Genomic DNA, 15,593 nt, shown 5'->3' with positions numbered 1-15,593 from the left:
ACTAGGGGTCGTGGATGACTTACCTGAGAGTGTTGTGGTCGGCTCAGCAGTGTTTTCGCGTGTCGACTCGGACGATTCGTTGGCGTGCTGGACATCGATCATCGATGTCCAGGGGGTCGGTGACTCCAGGCCGGTGAGTCTGGTTATCGAGCCGGCCACCGTGCCGGAGTCTGCGGTGTGTGCGCTCGCTGCGACCGTGATGGCCCGGTTCGGTGAGTTTGCCGAAGTCGCCGCCGATTACCTGCGTCAACAGCTGCGTGGGCCACAGTTCGGCCTCCGCCACTCCGAACTCGTGGAGTTGGACGCCACGGAGTCACTGTTCGGCGAACCTGAGGCGGTGATCTGGGCTGACGGAACCTGGCTGCTGCGGTTCGCTGAGTCAAGGCTCGAGATGGCCTATCCTTTCGGGATCGGTGTTCTGTTCGAAGGAACGACCCCGTATGCGGTCGAGGACTTGTCGGGCGCTGAACCGGCCTAGGGTTTGCCGGCCTGGCCACTCCATCGCCTCGACGATGGTGCGCCGGTCTACTGGCGGACGGCGCATGGCCTTCACACCCTCGGAACAACGGCCGCCCACATCTCATCCGAAATCAGGTCACGCGACGCAAGGACGAGCGCGCACCCCACTGCGCCCGAAACTCTTCAGCAACAGACCTAGTGGATTTCCCTGATCGGGCAGTCGTCCTCGAGGATGACTGCCCGATCGTCTAAATCGCTCCGCAGGGCGATGTTCTCCGAAGCTGATTTCGTCAGACTTGGAGCATGACAATTTTCGAATGGATCCTTGCAATCCCCGCTCTTGCGCTTGCCGTCGCGTTCTTGTTCTCCGGAATCATCTCCGCGGGCATCGACTTCGACGCCGAGGACGGGGTCATGACGCATTGATGTTCGTTTCCCTCTAGCCGCTGATCTTACTTTGGAGTAAGTTACCGACTATGGCCACATACATCGTCACTGGCGGTACCGGATTTCTCGGACGAGCTGCACTGCCACTCCTGCTCGAGCGTGATCAAACTGCTCAGATCCATGTGCTGGTCAGAGCCGGTTCTGTCGCCAAACTCGAAGAACAGGTGTCGGCAATTCCCGGCGGCGATCGCGTGCATCCGCTCATTGGAGATCTGACCGAGCCTGGGCTGGGCATCGATTCTCCCCCACCTGCCGACCACGTCCTTCACCTCGGCGCGATCTACGACATCACGGCCGGAGACGAGCAGGCTTCGACGAATGTCGACGGCACACGCTCCGTGGTCGAACTTGCTGCGAAACTGGGAGCCACCCTTCATCACGTGTCATCGGTCGCAGTCGCAGGCGACTATCCGGGCACGTTCAGCGAGACCGATTTCGATTGCGGCCAAGGCTTTCCGACGCCCTACCACCGAACCAAGTTCGAGGCCGAGAAGCTCGTTCGAGAACGAGAAGGCCTCACCTGGCGTGTTTATCGGCCGTCTGCCGTGGTCGGCAACTCCGTCACCGGGGAGATGGACAAGATCGACGGTCCGTACTACTTGTTTCCAGGACTGGCGCTACTCGCGAAACTACCTGCAGCACTCCCCGTCCCGATCCCCAACCTCGGCGCAACCAATGTGGTGCCCGTCGATTACGTAGCCGCCGCCCTCGTCGAATTGATGCACGCGCCCGGCCACGACGGCGAAGCATTCCATCTCGTGAATCCGAAACCTCAACCGGTACGCGAAATCTATGCCGGACTCGCCAAGGCCGCCGGAGCGCCCCGGCCCGCACTCAGCCTGCCGGGCGTGATCGCCAAACCCTTTGTCTCGCCATTGCCGATGGATTCGGCAGAATCGGCGCGGAAGGCCTTCCTCGATCGCATCGGCATGCCTGCAGCATTACTCGACAACATGACGATGGCGCCGAAATTCACCTCCGCGAGAACCGTTGCCGCCCTGGCCGGATCAGGACTGGCGGTCCCCGAGTTCGGGTCGTACTCCACTGTGTTGTGGAAGTACTGGCGCGCAAACCTCGATCCCAATCGCGCACGACGTAACAGTCCCGAAGGACCACTCGTCGGTCGGATCGTTCTGATCACCGGAGGCTCTTCCGGAATCGGCAAGGCATCGGCCATTGCCGCTGCTCAGAAGGGCGCCACCGTTCTCCTGATCGCACGCCGCACCGACGAACTCGATGCCGCAGTACAGGAGATTCGATCAGCCGGAGGCAAGGCGTTCGGTTACCCCTGCGACATCACCGACGACGAGTCGGTCCAGCACACGATCAAAAGCATTCTGACAGAACACGATCACGTAGACATGTTGGTAAACAACGCCGGCCGATCCATCCGGCGCGGCATTTACCACTCCACTGATCGTTTCCACGACTACGAACGAACGATGGCCGTGAACTACTTCGGCGCTGTGCGATTGGTGCTCGCCTTGTTACCGACCATGCGTTCTCGCCGCTTCGGCCACATCGTGAACATCAGCAGCGCGGGAGTCCAGGCGGCAACGCCTAGATTCTCGGCCTACGTGGCGAGCAAGGCCGCCCTCGACGGTTTCTCGGACGTAGCCGCCTCTGAAACCCTGGCGGACGGAATCACTTTCACGACCATCCACATGCCCCTGGTCGAAACACCGATGATCGCTCCGACCGGCGAATACAACAACGGCCCGATCACCAGCCCGGAAAAGGCTGCGGCAATGGTGATCCGCGCGCTGATCGACCGCCCCAAACGCATCGACGTACCACTCGGAACCCTGGGTGATCTGGGAACCCTGTTCGCACCGCACACCAAGGACCGAATTCTCAACCAGATGTACCAGGCCTTCCCCGATTCTCCGGCGGCAAAGGGTCAGGTAGACAAGGAAACTCCGGCAGACGCTTCGGCAACACCGACGCGACAGCACCACTCGCGCTCGCGCATCCGCAAACTCGGCCGTCGTGCCGCCCGACTCGTGCCCGGTACGCACTGGTGACCGGTGGTGTGACTTCGCCTCGGAGCGTTTCGGCAAGAGGAACGGATCTGTAGGTTCAGTCGGCGAATCCTCACCGGGTCACGCTGACAAAAGCAATCAACCGCCAGTTGCACAGGGTTCCGTATCGGTGCCTGACCCCGGGACCACCAGACCAGACTCGTAGGCGATGACGACAGCGTGCGTCCGATTCTGAGCACCGAGCTTTGCCAGCACGTTCCCGACATGCGTTTTCACTGTCTCCAGGCTCACAACCAGAACCTGAGCAATATCCGAGTTGCACAGCCCGGTGGCCATCAACCGCAATACCTCTTCCTCCTTTGCTGTCAGCGCTGCATTCGGGAACGCCTCAGCGGAGACCAACGGGCGGGGCGTAACCATCCGGCGTAGCGCGGCAGGGAACAGGATCACTTCGCCCGCCGCCACCACACGTACTGCCGCTGCGATCTGCGGGACTGGGAGCCGCTTCAGCACGAAGCCACTCGCGCCCGCACTGAGTGCGGCCGTGACGTAGCCATCGTTTTCGAAAGTGGTGATTACCAAGACTTTCGGCGGTTCGGTGCACTCGGCCTGGAGGTGCCGAGTTGCCTCTATTCCGTTGCGCAGCGGCATCCGCACGTCCATCAGCACCACATCCGGACGAAGTTGCCGCGAAAGCTCCACTGCTTCGATACCGTCGGAAGCCTCGCCGACGACCACAATCCCGGGCTGAGCTGCGAGCAGCATACGCAGGCCGCTGCGGGTAACGTCGTCGTCATCCGCAATCAGCAGGGTGACTGGCATGCTTGCAGGTTCGGCGGCGTCCTCACTCCAATTGGCTTCGGTCATCGTGCCACCCGTACCGGCAACTGAACACTCAATCGCCAGCCCTGGGCTCCGTCCGGTCCAGCCTTGAACTCACCGTTCAAGAGTCGCACGCGCTCGGCCAAACCTGCCAGGCCGCGCCCTGATCTTCGAACTACGTCTGCCTTTCCCCCGGTCACTGCCCCGATGCTGTTGACCACTCTGAGCTCGACGCTCTCCGAGCCGACTGCCACCGTGATTTCGATCGGCCCGCTGTCCCCGTGCCGCAGAGCATTGGTCGTCCCCTCTTGCAGGATCCGGTACGCCGCGCGAGAGAGTGTCCCCTGGATCTGTGAAAGGTCACCCGACAGGTTCACCTCCACAACCGCCCCCGCATGCCGCAACCGATCAATTAACGCGGGCAAGTCCGACAGCGTCCGAGAAGGTACAGCCCCAGGCCTCTCCTCGCGAAGTACACCCAGTACGTAGTCCAGGTCCTCGAGCGCTGCCCGTGTCGACTCCTCGATGCTACGCATGGCGGCCCTCGCTGCGGCAGGATCGGAGGCAAGCACCTCGCCGGCCACCGCCGCCTGGATCGTGGCGGCGGTGAGCGTGTGTCCGATCGAGTCGTGCAACTCGTGAGCGACCCGATTACGTTCGGCCAGTTGCAGTTCACGTTCTTCCGCCAGCGCGAGCCGTTCAGCCGTGGACGGCCCCAACAGTCGTGGCGCCAGCCATCTCAGCAGTGTTGCCACCAGGACACAAATTCCTACCGCAAGCAGGAGGCAGCCGGCCGCCACGATCCAGGTCCATCCACCCGTCACGTCAACCGACGTATCGAACAGACTGATTCGCGCCGTGCCGCCGAGCCAGTTCCCCGGGAGCGAAATCCCCATGATGAAAAGGACGCTGGTCGCGAGCGCCGCCAGCCAACCCACCATGACATGCAGGACAATCCAGAGCGGGGCCCGCCAGCGATCAATCTCCGAGAGGTTAGGAGTACGGTGTCCGAGCGCTGGACTCGGCAGCGACACCTGCAGCAGTCGGCGGGCAGTAACGATGAGCGCGCGTCGCACAGGATGCACCAGGCCGAGTGCTCCTACCAAAGTCACCCATATGAGCAGGACCGAAAGCACCCGGACGAACTCGGGTGCGGATTGCCACGCGAGAGCAGGCAACATCGCAACCACCAGAAGTGGCAGGCTTGCCAACACACCACAAAAGGCGAAAAGTACAGCTGAGTATGTAGAGCCCCGCATCAGCGGTCGTAGTCCGGTGATCATGATTCGACAAGTATGACTGGGCCGCTCGGCGATGGCCTCCCCCGATCGAGGGAGATGGTTTTCCCGCGTCGGAGCGATGCGCGAACAATCCTCCAGCAGACAGGATCGTGTCCAGACCGATCAATCTCTCCAAGGAGTTCTACTGATGCGCCGCCACAGTCGACAGGGCCAACCTCCCTCACCCCAAAGACAAAGCCGGAAACGGCACCGTGCCCTCTGTTCCGTCGCAATGACTCTCAGCGTGGTCACCCTCGGTGCGTGCTCGTCGTCCGCCGATACCGTCGCTGCGCGGCACGATGCGGTTCAACACTCACTCGACGCACTGGTGAGCGAGGACGGACTACCCGCCGCCCTCGCAAGCATCCAAGACCGAAACGGCAACTCCCACAACTACACCGCAGGAGTCGGTGACCTGACCACCGGATCAGAGGTACCCCCCAACGGCCAGATACGAATCGGCAGCAACACCAAAACCTTCACCGCAGTAGTGGTCCTGCAACTGGTCGCCGAAGGAAAGATCGAACTCGACACCCCCATCGAGACCTACCTACCCGGACTCGTCCGCGGAGACGGGATCGACGGCCACAACATCACCATCCGCCAACTCCTCCAACACACCAGCGGACTCCCCAACTACAGCAACTACCTGGAAGACGAAGTCCGATACTACGACCCACGCGAACTTCTCGACATCGCGCTCGAACATCCTGCCGACTTCGCCCCCGGAACGAGTTGGAAGTACAGCAACACCAACTACGTCCTCGCTGGCCTACTCGTACAGAAGATCACTGAAAAACCCCTCGCCGAGGAGATGAACCGGCGAATCTTCGCGCCGATCGATCTGCAGCACACATACTTTCCTGAACCATACGACGAGAAGATCTCGGAACTTCACCCCCGCGGCTACTACCGGGAGTCATCGGACGCGCCTCCCGTCGACATCACAGAGATAGACCCCTCGTGGGGATGGGCCGCAGGGCAATTGATCTCCACCACCTCGGACCTCAACCAGTTTCTCCACGCACTCCTCGACGGACGACTGCTCCCCGCAGCCCAACTCGACCAGATGCGCACTACCGTCCCCGCAGAGGAAACCTTCGGACCCGATGCCCGCTACGGACTTGGATTGGTCAGCCGCCCGCTACCGTGTGGCGGCCTGTCCTGGAGCCACGGCGGCAGTTTCCCTGGATACGAGACACGCGGGGGCGCTACCGACGACGGACGCGAAGCGAACATCGCGGTCAGCATGCAAGTAGTCGACGACGCCACCCGGAGAAAACTCGAACACGCGGTGGATATCGCCCTTTGTCGCTGAGGCCTCCTGTCAATCACCAAAGGCCGCCTACTCCGAAATAGCTCGTGAAACCGACAGTATCGGCCGCGAGACGCCGGACTCCGAGGTGCAGCCGGCTACACCCCGTACGCTCCGGCACGCACCACCGAGAGACTGCACTTCGCACCATGGAGGACGCGTACGCACGTCAATACTGTTCTCTGCATGTGGAACTCACCACGAGATTCGACGAACAGGAGACCACAACCAATGACCACCCTTCGACGTCGCCCCCTGCTCACCGTGCTTCCGGCAGTCACCGCTGCAGCCCTCATATTGGGCGTGAGCGGATGTGGTGACACCACTGACTCCACTGATTCCACTCGGCAAAGCGACGCTGCCGTGCAACAGGCGCTCGACGGCGTCATCGAGCAGGGGATCCCCGGCGCACAACTCGTGATCTCCGACCCGTCGCGGGGCACTCGCATCATTCGTGCAGGAATGGGAAACACCGCCACCGGCGAGCCTATCCCCGATGATGCGCGGGTCCGAATCGGCAGCAACACAAAGGCCTTCGTCTCGACCGTCGTCATGCAACTCGTCGACGACGGACTGCTCGACCTCGATATGAGCATCGAGCACTACCTGCCCGGAACGGTCGTAGGCAACGGGAACGACGGCAACCGAGTCACCATTCGAGATCTCTTGCAGCACACCAGTGGACTGACGGACTACCTCGCCGCCGGCGGAGCACGGCCGGAAGACATCAAGCCCGGCCAGCTGCTGGTGGGGACAAGCGCACAACCACCGGAGCACTCTCCCCCACTGAACTGGTCGATATCGCGATGTCTCTTCCACCCGGCCCGGCAGCCAAAGACAAGGCTGTCTATTCGAACACGAACTACATTCTGCTCGGGATGCTCATCGAGAAGGTCACAGGACGCCCTGCCGCGCAGGAGATCACCACCCGCATAATCGATCCGCTCGGACTGATGGACACCTATTTTCCCGCCTCCCGCGAGACACAGATCCGCGGTTCTCATGCACAGGGCTATCACCCGATTGACGGCATTCAGGTCGATGTCACCGATGGCGACGTGTCGTGGGCCGACACCGCAGGTGCGATGGTCGCAACGGGCGCCGACCTCAACACTTTCTTCACGGCTTTGCTCCGCGGCGATCTCGTCTCGAATGACAGGCTCGCCGAGATGAAACACACCGTGCCGTTCGACAGGAGCCCGCAGGACAGCTACGGACTCGGACTAGTCCGCGTGAACAGCTCCTGCGGGAAGGAGATCTGGGGTCACGGCGGCGGAATTCCCGGCTTCGGCACCTCGGGCGGAGTCGATACCACAGGACGCGCTGTGACTCTCACCCTCAATCACATCCCGATGAGCGAGGACGCCTTCGTAGCAGCACAGCGAGTTGTCGACGCAGCGATGTGCGAGAAGTGAAGGAAACATGTTCGTGCACGACTTCGCACGCAACATCGAACAACAATTCTTCCCGAGCGAACGATGTCCCGAACCTACCAATCCTCAGGAGTTCTACTGATGCGTAACAATATTCGAAAGGGCTTCCCTTCCTCAGATCGCCGGCAGGACCGCAAACGGCACCGGACCTTTTCGGTCGTTGCCGCGGCGGCCCTCGGTGCCATGACGCTGGCGTCCTGCTCGCCGTCATCCGCCCTCAGTCCCGATACCGTCGGTTCTTCCTCCACCGAGTCCGACGCGGTTCAACGCTCCCTCGACGCACTGGTGAGCGAGGACGGACTACCCGCCGCCCTCGCAAGCATCCAAGACCGAAACGGCAACTCCCACAACTACACCGCAGGAGTCGGTGACCTGACCACCGGATCAGAGGTACCCCCCAACGGCCAGATACGAATCGGCAGCAACACCAAAACCTTCACCGCAGTAGTGGTCCTGCAACTGGTCGCCGAAGGAAAGATCGAACTCGACACCCCCATCGAGACCTACCTACCCGGACTCGTCCGCGGAGACGGGATCGACGGCCACAACATCACCATCCGCCAACTCCTCCAACACACCAGCGGACTCCCCGATTACGGAATACACGTCAATGACGAAGAGATCAGATACCGCTACGCCGACCCCCACGATTTGCTCGACGTCGCGTTCCAACACCCCGCCGACGCACCGCCCGGAACGAGTTGGGGGTACAGCAACACCAACTACATTCTGGCCGGCCTACTCGTACAGAAGGTTACCGGCCGCCCCCTCGCCGAGGAGATGAATCGACGTATCTTCGCGCCGATCGGCCTGCGCGACACCTACTTCCCATCCCCGGGAGACATGACCATCCGGGGTCCCCATCCCAAGGGATACCACCGCACCGCACCAGACAGCCCACTGAGTGACGTCACAGAGATGGACCCATCGTGGGGATGGGCCGCAGGGCAGCTGATCTCCACCACCTCGGACCTCAACCAGTTCCTCTACGCGCTACTCGACGGACGACTGCTCCCCGCAGCCGAACTCGACCAGATGCGTACCACCGTCCACGTCGGCGGGCCCACCGGACTCGAGTACGGCCTCGGCCTCACCAGCAGGACTCTCTCGTGCGGCGGGGTCTACTGGGGCCATGGCGGCGACATAGTCGGTTACGAGACCCGCGGCGGCATCACCGACAACGGGCGCGCCGTAAACCTTGCGGTGACTGCTCTTCCCACGACTGCGTCCGCCACGCAACACGTCGTAGACACCGTGGACAGAGCTTTGTGCAGTTAAAGCTCTGGTGACATCGTCACCCGGAATCTCACCCGAGTGACGCTGTACCGCCCGACGAAACATTCGGTCGGTTATTGGCCGAACGGACCAATGCGGCCTACGTGTCCGCTGCCACACTTCATCAGTCCATGCGGCACAACGCAATTCAGGAGGCATGATGAAGTCGGAACGCGCCACAGTTGAGGAACCCTCGCATAGCGGCGGCAAGTCGATACAAAACATATTGGACAACAAGTCAATTCGTCGAACAACGACTATGACTGTTGGGCTGCTCAGTACGATCTGGATGATCGACATGATAGATCGCGTGATGATCGGGCTTGCACTGCCGATGATCGGAGACGAATTCTCCCTCAGTAATACGCAATTGGGCGGAGTCGTGTCGATCTTCGCCATCTTTTACATGCTCGGGCAGGTCCCCGGCGGCATGCTGGCCGACCGATTCGGACCCCGGCCACTGTTGATCGTTGCGTTGATCCTGTGGTCGGTGTTCACCGCACTGACAGGATTCGCCTGGGGACTCGTCTCGCTGATGGTCATGCGTGCGATGTTCGGGCTCAGCCAGGGTCTCTTCCCAGCAGCGTCGTTCAAAGCTCTGGCTGAGCGAACCCGTCCGAAAACTCGCGCCACGGCCATGGGCTTCATGATCGGTGCAAACAACCTGGGCCCCGGCATCGCACCATTGATCATCGCCCCAGTTCTCATGGCCGTCGGTTGGCGGGACGCATTTTGGCTGGTGGCCATAGTCGGCGCCGTGATCGGCACAGTCGTCTGGTTGGTGCTCCCGGCGCCGCTGGACACAGAGATCACGGAAGATCCGGAGGCCGCACTGCAACCGCTCGCCCGTGAACACTCACGCGCCGCGGTATTCAAGTCCGTTTCGGTCTGGAAGTTCGCACTTCTGTTCTGCCTGGCTAACATGGCCGGATATGGGCTGTTGACCTGGGTGCCGAGCTACCTCCTCAACGAAAAGGGGCTCTCGCTGATCGATACGGGAATCTTCGCGGCGATCCCGTTCATCGTCACGGCATTGGCCATCGTCGTCGGTGGACGTCTGGTGGACAAGTACTTTCACGACAGCGCGCGCATTCTGCTCGTTCCGTGCATGGCCACCTCCGCCATTCTGCTGTTCTTGATGACTACCACCGATACCGTCGCGATGTTCACGTTCTATCAAACCCTCGCGATGGGCGTCAGCGGACTGTGCTCGATGTCGATCTTCGCCCTCCCGTTGCGGGCATTGCCTGCCGAATTCCTCGGTTCCGGAATGGGTTTGATCAACGGTTGTGGACAGCTCGCCGGTTTCATCACCCCCCTCGTGATGGGATGGATGGTGGACCAGTTCTCGTACATGGCCGCGTTCGGAGTCCTGGTCGGCGCGACGGCTGCGGCGGCTCTGGTGGCCATGATCGTTCCGCAAACCCCGGCGAAATTCTGAGGGCTCTCAGGTGGTCCGGCGAAGTGGCCGCTGAAGGGTCGTTCCCGGCAGTGGCCGCTTCGCCGATCCGGAGCTGACCCCGGTGCCAGCTCGTCACCTCACTGCATCGAACCCGTTGCGCGAGCGCCGAAGTGCGCGCCCTGCAAGCATCCCCGTCGGCACCCCGTCCGACAGTGCCGGTTGCCCATTGACCACAACGTGCCGCATTCCGGTCGCATACACTCTTGGGTTGTCGTATGTCGCGAGATCCTCTACCTGCGAGGGGTCGAAGATCGCCAGATCGGCGTATCCCCCTGGCGCAATGTAGCCCCGCTTCGCCAAACCGAAGTTTTCAGCAGGAAGGCTGGTCATTCGGCGAACGCATTCCTCGACTGATTGCCCGCCAATGCCGCGGGTGTAGCGGCTCAGAATACGGGCGAAAGTTCCGAATGAACGGGGGTGGACGGGTTGCCCCGCGAAAAGGGTCTCCGTGCTTTGAGCATCGGCATCGGAACCAACCGAAACCCAGGGACGCTCGAAGGCAGTTCGCGTGTTGTCCTCCGACGCAATGAAATAGGCAGCCTCGGCTGTGGGGAGAGCGTCGAGAACAGCCAGTATGGTGTCTACCGGGTCGTGATGCCCCATCCTCCGAGCAATAGATCCCAGAGCTTCCCCCGCTCGGATCCCGAGTGCCGGTACCTCGGACAAGATCGTCACCCCATCGGCGCCTCCGGACGCAGCGTAGAGATTCTCCCAGTCCTCGTCCTCACGATGGATCCTCTCGCGGATCTGCTCTCGGACACCGGTCGAGTTCAGGTGCGTGCGCCCGGCCGTCGTGTCACGACACCGAAACTCCGGTGGCAACGCGGCACTGAGCAGCGTGTTCCCCGCCTCGTACGGATATACGTCCGCGGTGATTCGCACACCGTCCTCGCGAGCCGACTCAACCAATTGCAAGGCCTCGGACATTTTGTGCCAGTGCGACTTACCAGCAACCTTGAGGTGGTAGATCTCCCCGCGCGCTCCTGTCGTTCGAGCGATATCGACCAGTTCCTCGATGCTTTCGAGAAACCTCTGCCCTTCGCTTCGGAGATGGCAGATATGGACGGCATCGTGTCTGGCGAGCACCTGCGAAAATGCTCGCAACTCGCCGGAATCCGCATAGCTTCCGGGTGGATAGATCAGAGCCGAACCCACTCCGAGAGCTCCATTTTCAAGCTCCTCGTCGAGCAGGGCACACGCTTCGGCCAGCTCTTGTTCACTCAACAGGCGATTGTCCACACCCGCAACCACCATGCGCAGATTCGCCGCGCCGACGAAGCTCGCCACGTTGAAACCGACGCCGTTCGTCTCCAAGGATTCGAGAAAATCATGCAACCTCGGCCAATGTGATTGCACCCCAGTTGGAATCGCGCCCAATCCGAGCATCGCCGGAGTCATCGAACCCGTGACCGGTCCGAGAGACACGCCTTCACCGAAGACCTGGGTTGTGACCCCCTGATACAAGTCCGACAATCCTCGTGGGTCTTGCTGCAGCGTGAGGTAACTATGGCTGAGCACATTCACAAAACCGGGAGCCACCATGCAACCGCGAGCATCGATGTCGATCGCCCCCGGCACAGCACCGATCGTTCCGACTTCCACGATCGTGTCACCGGAGATCGCAACATCCGCTTTCCTGGGCGGGCTCCCTCTACCATCGAGCACAGTCCCGTCCCGAACGACGATTGTCGGCAGCATCACGTCTCCTCCACGGTGGCCTTGCTGTCGCGAGATGCGACCCTGTTCACTTTGCTGAATCGTGGAAGCGAAATCTTGTTCCAGACACACATACGCGATGCAAAATTGGTGCCGCCCTACCAAACTGGCCCATGGTTCCGATCATGCCATCGGTCAGCCGACGACCCTGCGGATCTCATTCTCGGAGGCATTGGCGCCCGTGCAGACAACAGCAACGCGCTCGCCAGCGAAGGTGTTCGGATGCGCATAGACCGCAGCAAGTGCGGCCGCACCGGCGCCTTCGCTCAAAGTGTGAGCGTCGTAGAGCAACGCCCGCTGCGCGAGGGTGATGTCATCGTCCGTGACGAGCAGGAATCCCCCGAGGCGTTCACGCAAGACACGTTGAGTGAGTGCGAACCCGGCACCGGTCGCAAGCCCTTCGACACGGGTGGTGTTCGGGCGCTCGACGCACGTGCCGGAACTCCACGAGTCATGTGCGGCTCGTGCGGCCTCAGACTGCACTGCGAACACCTCGAGGTGCGGTGCAAGCGCACTGGCGACGAGACACGCCGCCGCCGCACCGCTGCCGCCACCGACTGGGACCACCACCGCGTCCAGATCAGGTTGTTGTTCGAGGAGTTCGACGTAGGCCGTTGCAACACCGGCGAGGATTGCCGGCTCATTGGCGGCGCTCACGAGACGCAGGCCGTCACGTTCGCTGATGAAATCGGCATGAGCACGTGCCTCGTCGAAGTTCACACCGTGCTCGATGAGCTCGGCTCCGAGCATGCGGACAGCGTGAGCCTTGACTGGATTCGCCCCAACCGGCATGACGATCACACACCGCACGCCCGCACCCGCCGCGGCATACGCCAAGGATTGAGCATGGTTTCCGGTCGAGTAGCCGACAATCCCCCGCGCCCGCGTCGCCTCATCCAGTCCTGCCACCAGGTTCAGTCCGCCGCGAACCTTGAACGCACCCGTGGGGTGCACGTTCTCGTGTTTGACGAACAATTGGCTGCACGAGCCCGCACCCAAGGTCGGGTGCGATATCAGGGGCGTGACCGGTAGATGCCGACGGACGACCTGACTGGCACGCTCGATGTCTGCCCATACGGGTGGATGTAGCTGGTTTGATGCCGTGAGATCAGATGCCGGTGCCATGTGATTCACCCTGCCAAACACCGATTCATAGATCCAATACGTGTTTTCGTCCAAAGCATCGAAATCTTCTATGATTTTGGCATGCTCGATCTAATTCGGCTGAGGGTCCTGGTCGCTGTTGCACGGGAAGGATCGGTGACAGCCGCCGCCGATTCTCTCGGTTACGCGCAGCCCTCCATCAGTCACCACCTTCGACAGCTCGAATCGGAAGTCGGGGTTCCACTGTTCCAGCGAGCGGGTCGTGGACTGCGCCTGACGGACGCCGGCGCAGTGCTGGTTCGGCGAGCCACCGAGATCCTCGGCCACGTCGACGCAGCGGTAGCCGAAGTCCAGACGTACGCAGGACTGAGGGCCGGGCGGGTACGACTGGCCGCATTCCCGTCAGCCCTGGCGAGTTTGATTCCGCAGGCGATGGCAGCGTTCACGTCCCAGTACCCCGATGTGTCCATCAGCCTCGTTGATGCAGAACCACCCAAAGCACTTGCACTGCTTCGTAACAACGATGTCGACGTAGCTGTTGTCTTCGCGCACGAGGACACCCCTGAAGTCGGGCTCAAGCATGTCGCGCAGACGACTTTGCTGGAAGATCCGTTGTACCTGATCACCTCTACGCGGAATGCAGATGCCGCCAACGAGATCACGGACTACGCCGGTGAGACCTGGATTGCCGGTTGCCCGAGCTGCCGAGCCCACCTCCTCACCGCTTGCAATCGAGCTGGATTCATTCCGCGGATCGAGTTCGAGACCGACGACTACGTCGCCGTCCAAGCCCTGGTCGCCTCCGGAAGCGGGGTAAGCACCCTTCCGGCCCTCGCCCTCCAGGCACATCAGAACCCGAGTATCCGCGCACACCGCATACCCGGCGAGCGACGCACTGTCTCCGTCGCAACCTACGGCAAACCTCCACTTGCTCCCGCGATCGACGCGTTCGTCAGAACTCTGACAGCGATATCCGAATCCATGCGTGAGCGCGTCGAATTGGATGGGCACCAAGATAACCGGTGACCTCAGGTCCGGCCGACCACCGCGACTATCAGTGCGGCAAGTTCGCTTCGAGCATCGTCGGGCGAGAGCGCTCCCACTACCGCCGCATGCGAGAGTGCCTCTGCAGCACCGAATATTGCGGTCATCGAAGGTTGCGCAAGTCCTCCGCCCGCACCAAAGGGAGTCAGCACCTCCCGACATCGTTCGGAATAGGCGTGTTCCGATTCACGCTTGACCCGCTCCAGCTCGGGCGAACCCTCCAGCGCTGCAAGCACACCCGTCAGTTCACGCCCCTGCGCCAGCGAACATCCGACGTAGGAGTCGGCGATGGCATTCGCGCGTCCGTTCAGAGACTCATCCGCGGCATCGAGATACTCCTCGAGCATCACCGTCTGACGATCGTCGAATTCCTTGAAGAGGGCTGCCAACAACGCGGCGCGAGAGGCGAAATGGCTGTATACAACTGGCTTTGCAACGCCGGCACGTTCAGCCAACCGACCAAGGGTCAGCGCGTCCGCACCCTCCTCTCGCACCAACGCCCACGACACCTCCACGAGTTGTTCGTACCTGCCGGCTCGCGACAGTCTCGTACGTGCCATCGGACATCTCCTTGCGCTATATACCAATAGTAACCTACTCTTAGTACATAAGCGCACCATCTACCGAAGGACGCTCATGACCACACTCGTCGTAGTCTCCCACCCCGATCCCCAGTCACTTACCCAGCATGTCGCCCGTTCTACCGCCGACGCGATCCGCGACCTGGGCGGCGACGTCGACTTCGCGGACCTACATGCCGAGAGTTTCGATCCCCGATTCGCCGAAGCCGATGTGAACCTGTTCCGCGGCAAAGGGACTCCCCCGGCCGACGTTGTAGCCGAGCAGGACCGAATCGATCGTGCAGACGATCTGATTCTCGTGTTTCCGATGTACTGGTGGTCGATGCCCGCACTACTCAAAGGTTGGATCGATCGAGTCTTCGTCAGCGGATGGGCGTACGAATTCACCCCGGGAAGCGAATTCGTGAAGAAACTGGACCGACTCACCGTCCACCTGATTCCAGTCGCAGGTGACGACGCCGAGAGTTTCGACCGACACGGCGTGTACGAGGCCTTCCGGACACAGATCGAACGCGGAATCATCGAATATTGCGGTGCCACACTGGGATCGACAACCTTCGTTCACGAGTCGGACACGAAGAGCCGAGACGTCCTCGCCGCAGAAATCCACGACCTCAGCGAAAGCATCGCGTCCCGTGTCGCCTACCCTGCGACCGCGACTTCCCGTTGACGG

At 61.4% G+C, this 15,593-nt stretch carries 14 protein-coding genes and 1 pseudogene; 10 read left to right on the top strand and 5 right to left on the bottom strand.

All coding sequences use genetic code 11. The features are described from left to right. Nucleotides 1-10: 10 nt before the first annotated feature. From QRN54_RS07455 to QRN54_RS07445, 3 genes are all read left to right on the top strand, one after another. Nucleotides 11-478 carry a hypothetical protein gene (locus QRN54_RS07455; RefSeq protein ID WP_285181806.1) on the top strand — a complete coding sequence of 156 codons (468 nt, stop codon included), beginning with the start codon at nt 11-13 and terminating at the stop codon, nt 476-478. Nucleotides 479-762: 284 nt separating this feature from the next. Continuing rightward, a complete protein-coding gene (locus QRN54_RS07450; RefSeq protein ID WP_003940840.1) occupies nt 763-885 on the top strand; it encodes a hypothetical protein in 123 nt (40 codons plus the stop codon). 50 nt (nt 886-935) lie between these two features. Beyond that, entirely contained in the window at nt 936-2,930 is a 1,995-nt protein-coding gene (locus tag QRN54_RS07445) for an SDR family oxidoreductase (protein ID WP_285181805.1), read from the top strand. Nucleotides 2,931-3,026: 96 nt separating this feature from the next. Here QRN54_RS07445 and QRN54_RS07440 read toward each other — a convergent pair whose 3' ends face one another. Together QRN54_RS07440 and QRN54_RS07435 are read right to left on the bottom strand one after the other, a co-directional pair. Continuing rightward, nucleotides 3,027-3,755 carry a response regulator transcription factor gene (locus tag QRN54_RS07440; protein ID WP_073512447.1) on the bottom strand — a complete coding sequence of 243 codons (729 nt, stop codon included), beginning with the start codon at nt 3,753-3,755 and terminating at the stop codon, nt 3,027-3,029. After that, complete coding sequence (locus tag QRN54_RS07435; RefSeq protein ID WP_231917257.1) at nt 3,752-4,924, bottom strand: sensor histidine kinase; 1,173 nt, start codon at nt 4,922-4,924, stop codon at nt 3,752-3,754. The genes QRN54_RS07440 and QRN54_RS07435 overlap by 4 nt, the downstream gene beginning before the upstream one ends. A gap of 298 nt (nt 4,925-5,222) precedes the next feature. On the opposite strand from QRN54_RS07435, the gene QRN54_RS07430 reads away from it, so the two are divergent. From QRN54_RS07430 to QRN54_RS07410, 5 genes and pseudogenes are all read left to right on the top strand, one after another. Next, nucleotides 5,223-6,308 (top strand): serine hydrolase domain-containing protein, encoded by a 1,086-nt coding sequence (locus QRN54_RS07430; protein WP_230359678.1) that lies wholly within the window; start codon nt 5,223-5,225, stop codon nt 6,306-6,308. 183 nt (nt 6,309-6,491) lie between these two features. Further along, nucleotides 6,492-7,040, top strand: a pseudogene (locus tag QRN54_RS33585) (serine hydrolase); the annotation flags it as partial. Between the two features lie 71 nt (nt 7,041-7,111). Then, entirely contained in the window at nt 7,112-7,720 is a 609-nt protein-coding gene (locus QRN54_RS07420) for a serine hydrolase domain-containing protein (protein ID WP_245361423.1), read from the top strand. 99 nt (nt 7,721-7,819) lie between these two features. After that, nucleotides 7,820-9,016, top strand: coding sequence for a serine hydrolase domain-containing protein (locus QRN54_RS07415; RefSeq protein WP_230359677.1), 1,197 nt, complete (start codon nt 7,820-7,822; stop codon nt 9,014-9,016). A gap of 286 nt (nt 9,017-9,302) precedes the next feature. Continuing rightward, nucleotides 9,303-10,454, top strand: a complete 1,152-nt coding sequence (locus QRN54_RS07410) for an MFS transporter (RefSeq protein WP_228232544.1) — start codon at nt 9,303-9,305, stop codon at nt 10,452-10,454. A 93-nt stretch (nt 10,455-10,547) separates the two neighbouring features. Here QRN54_RS07410 and QRN54_RS07405 read toward each other — a convergent pair whose 3' ends face one another. Together QRN54_RS07405 and QRN54_RS07400 are read right to left on the bottom strand one after the other, a co-directional pair. After that, a complete protein-coding gene (locus QRN54_RS07405) occupies nt 10,548-12,173 on the bottom strand; it encodes an N-acyl-D-amino-acid deacylase family protein (protein WP_007727452.1) in 1,626 nt (541 codons plus the stop codon). Between the two features lie 153 nt (nt 12,174-12,326). After that, nucleotides 12,327-13,316: a threonine ammonia-lyase gene (locus QRN54_RS07400; protein ID WP_165638205.1), complete on the bottom strand. Its 990-nt coding sequence runs from the start codon at nt 13,314-13,316 to the stop codon at nt 12,327-12,329. A gap of 81 nt (nt 13,317-13,397) precedes the next feature. On the opposite strand from QRN54_RS07400, the gene QRN54_RS07395 reads away from it, so the two are divergent. Next, on the top strand, nt 13,398-14,321 hold the full coding sequence (locus QRN54_RS07395; RefSeq protein WP_217018644.1) for a LysR family transcriptional regulator: 924 nt from the start codon (nt 13,398-13,400) through the stop codon (nt 14,319-14,321). Nucleotides 14,322-14,323: 2 nt separating this feature from the next. Here QRN54_RS07395 and QRN54_RS07390 read toward each other — a convergent pair whose 3' ends face one another. After that, complete coding sequence (locus tag QRN54_RS07390; RefSeq protein WP_285181804.1) at nt 14,324-14,899, bottom strand: TetR/AcrR family transcriptional regulator; 576 nt, start codon at nt 14,897-14,899, stop codon at nt 14,324-14,326. 76 nt (nt 14,900-14,975) lie between these two features. Here QRN54_RS07390 and QRN54_RS07385 point away from each other — a divergent pair, with 76 nt between their 5' ends. Beyond that, nucleotides 14,976-15,590, top strand: coding sequence for an NAD(P)H-dependent oxidoreductase (locus tag QRN54_RS07385; protein ID WP_042923456.1), 615 nt, complete (start codon nt 14,976-14,978; stop codon nt 15,588-15,590). Nucleotides 15,591-15,593: the final 3 nt, after the last annotated feature.

Origin of the sequence: Rhodococcus sp. MEB032 (genome assembly GCF_030208925.1) — a bacterium.
GTDB classification, from domain to species: Bacteria; Actinomycetota; Actinomycetes; order Mycobacteriales; family Mycobacteriaceae; genus Rhodococcus_F; species Rhodococcus_F qingshengii.
Note: the sequence above shows the minus strand (reverse complement) of the source record. Positions and strands in the feature narration are given on the sequence as shown.

What these genes read in the sequence shown, in the direction of transcription:
- QRN54_RS07450 (WP_003940840.1), top strand. Translation starts at nt 763, where the DNA reads ATGACAATTTTCGAATGGATCCTTGCAATCCCCGCTCTTGCGCTTGCC.
- QRN54_RS07445 (WP_285181805.1), top strand. Translation starts at nt 936, where the DNA reads ATGGCCACATACATCGTCACTGGCGGTACCGGATTTCTCGGACGAGCT.
- QRN54_RS07440 (WP_073512447.1), bottom strand. Translation starts at nt 3,755, where the DNA reads ATGACCGAAGCCAATTGGAGTGAGGACGCCGCCGAACCTGCAAGCATG.
- QRN54_RS07430 (WP_230359678.1), top strand. Translation starts at nt 5,223, where the DNA reads ATGACTCTCAGCGTGGTCACCCTCGGTGCGTGCTCGTCGTCCGCCGAT.
- QRN54_RS07420 (WP_245361423.1), top strand. Translation starts at nt 7,112, where the DNA reads ATGTCTCTTCCACCCGGCCCGGCAGCCAAAGACAAGGCTGTCTATTCG.
- QRN54_RS07415 (WP_230359677.1), top strand. Translation starts at nt 7,820, where the DNA reads ATGCGTAACAATATTCGAAAGGGCTTCCCTTCCTCAGATCGCCGGCAG.
- QRN54_RS07410 (WP_228232544.1), top strand. Translation starts at nt 9,303, where the DNA reads ATGATCGACATGATAGATCGCGTGATGATCGGGCTTGCACTGCCGATG.
- QRN54_RS07405 (WP_007727452.1), bottom strand. Translation starts at nt 12,173, where the DNA reads ATGCTGCCGACAATCGTCGTTCGGGACGGGACTGTGCTCGATGGTAGA.
- QRN54_RS07400 (WP_165638205.1), bottom strand. Translation starts at nt 13,316, where the DNA reads ATGGCACCGGCATCTGATCTCACGGCATCAAACCAGCTACATCCACCC.
- QRN54_RS07395 (WP_217018644.1), top strand. Translation starts at nt 13,398, where the DNA reads ATGCTCGATCTAATTCGGCTGAGGGTCCTGGTCGCTGTTGCACGGGAA.
- QRN54_RS07390 (WP_285181804.1), bottom strand. Translation starts at nt 14,899, where the DNA reads ATGGCACGTACGAGACTGTCGCGAGCCGGCAGGTACGAACAACTCGTG.
- QRN54_RS07385 (WP_042923456.1), top strand. Translation starts at nt 14,976, where the DNA reads ATGACCACACTCGTCGTAGTCTCCCACCCCGATCCCCAGTCACTTACC.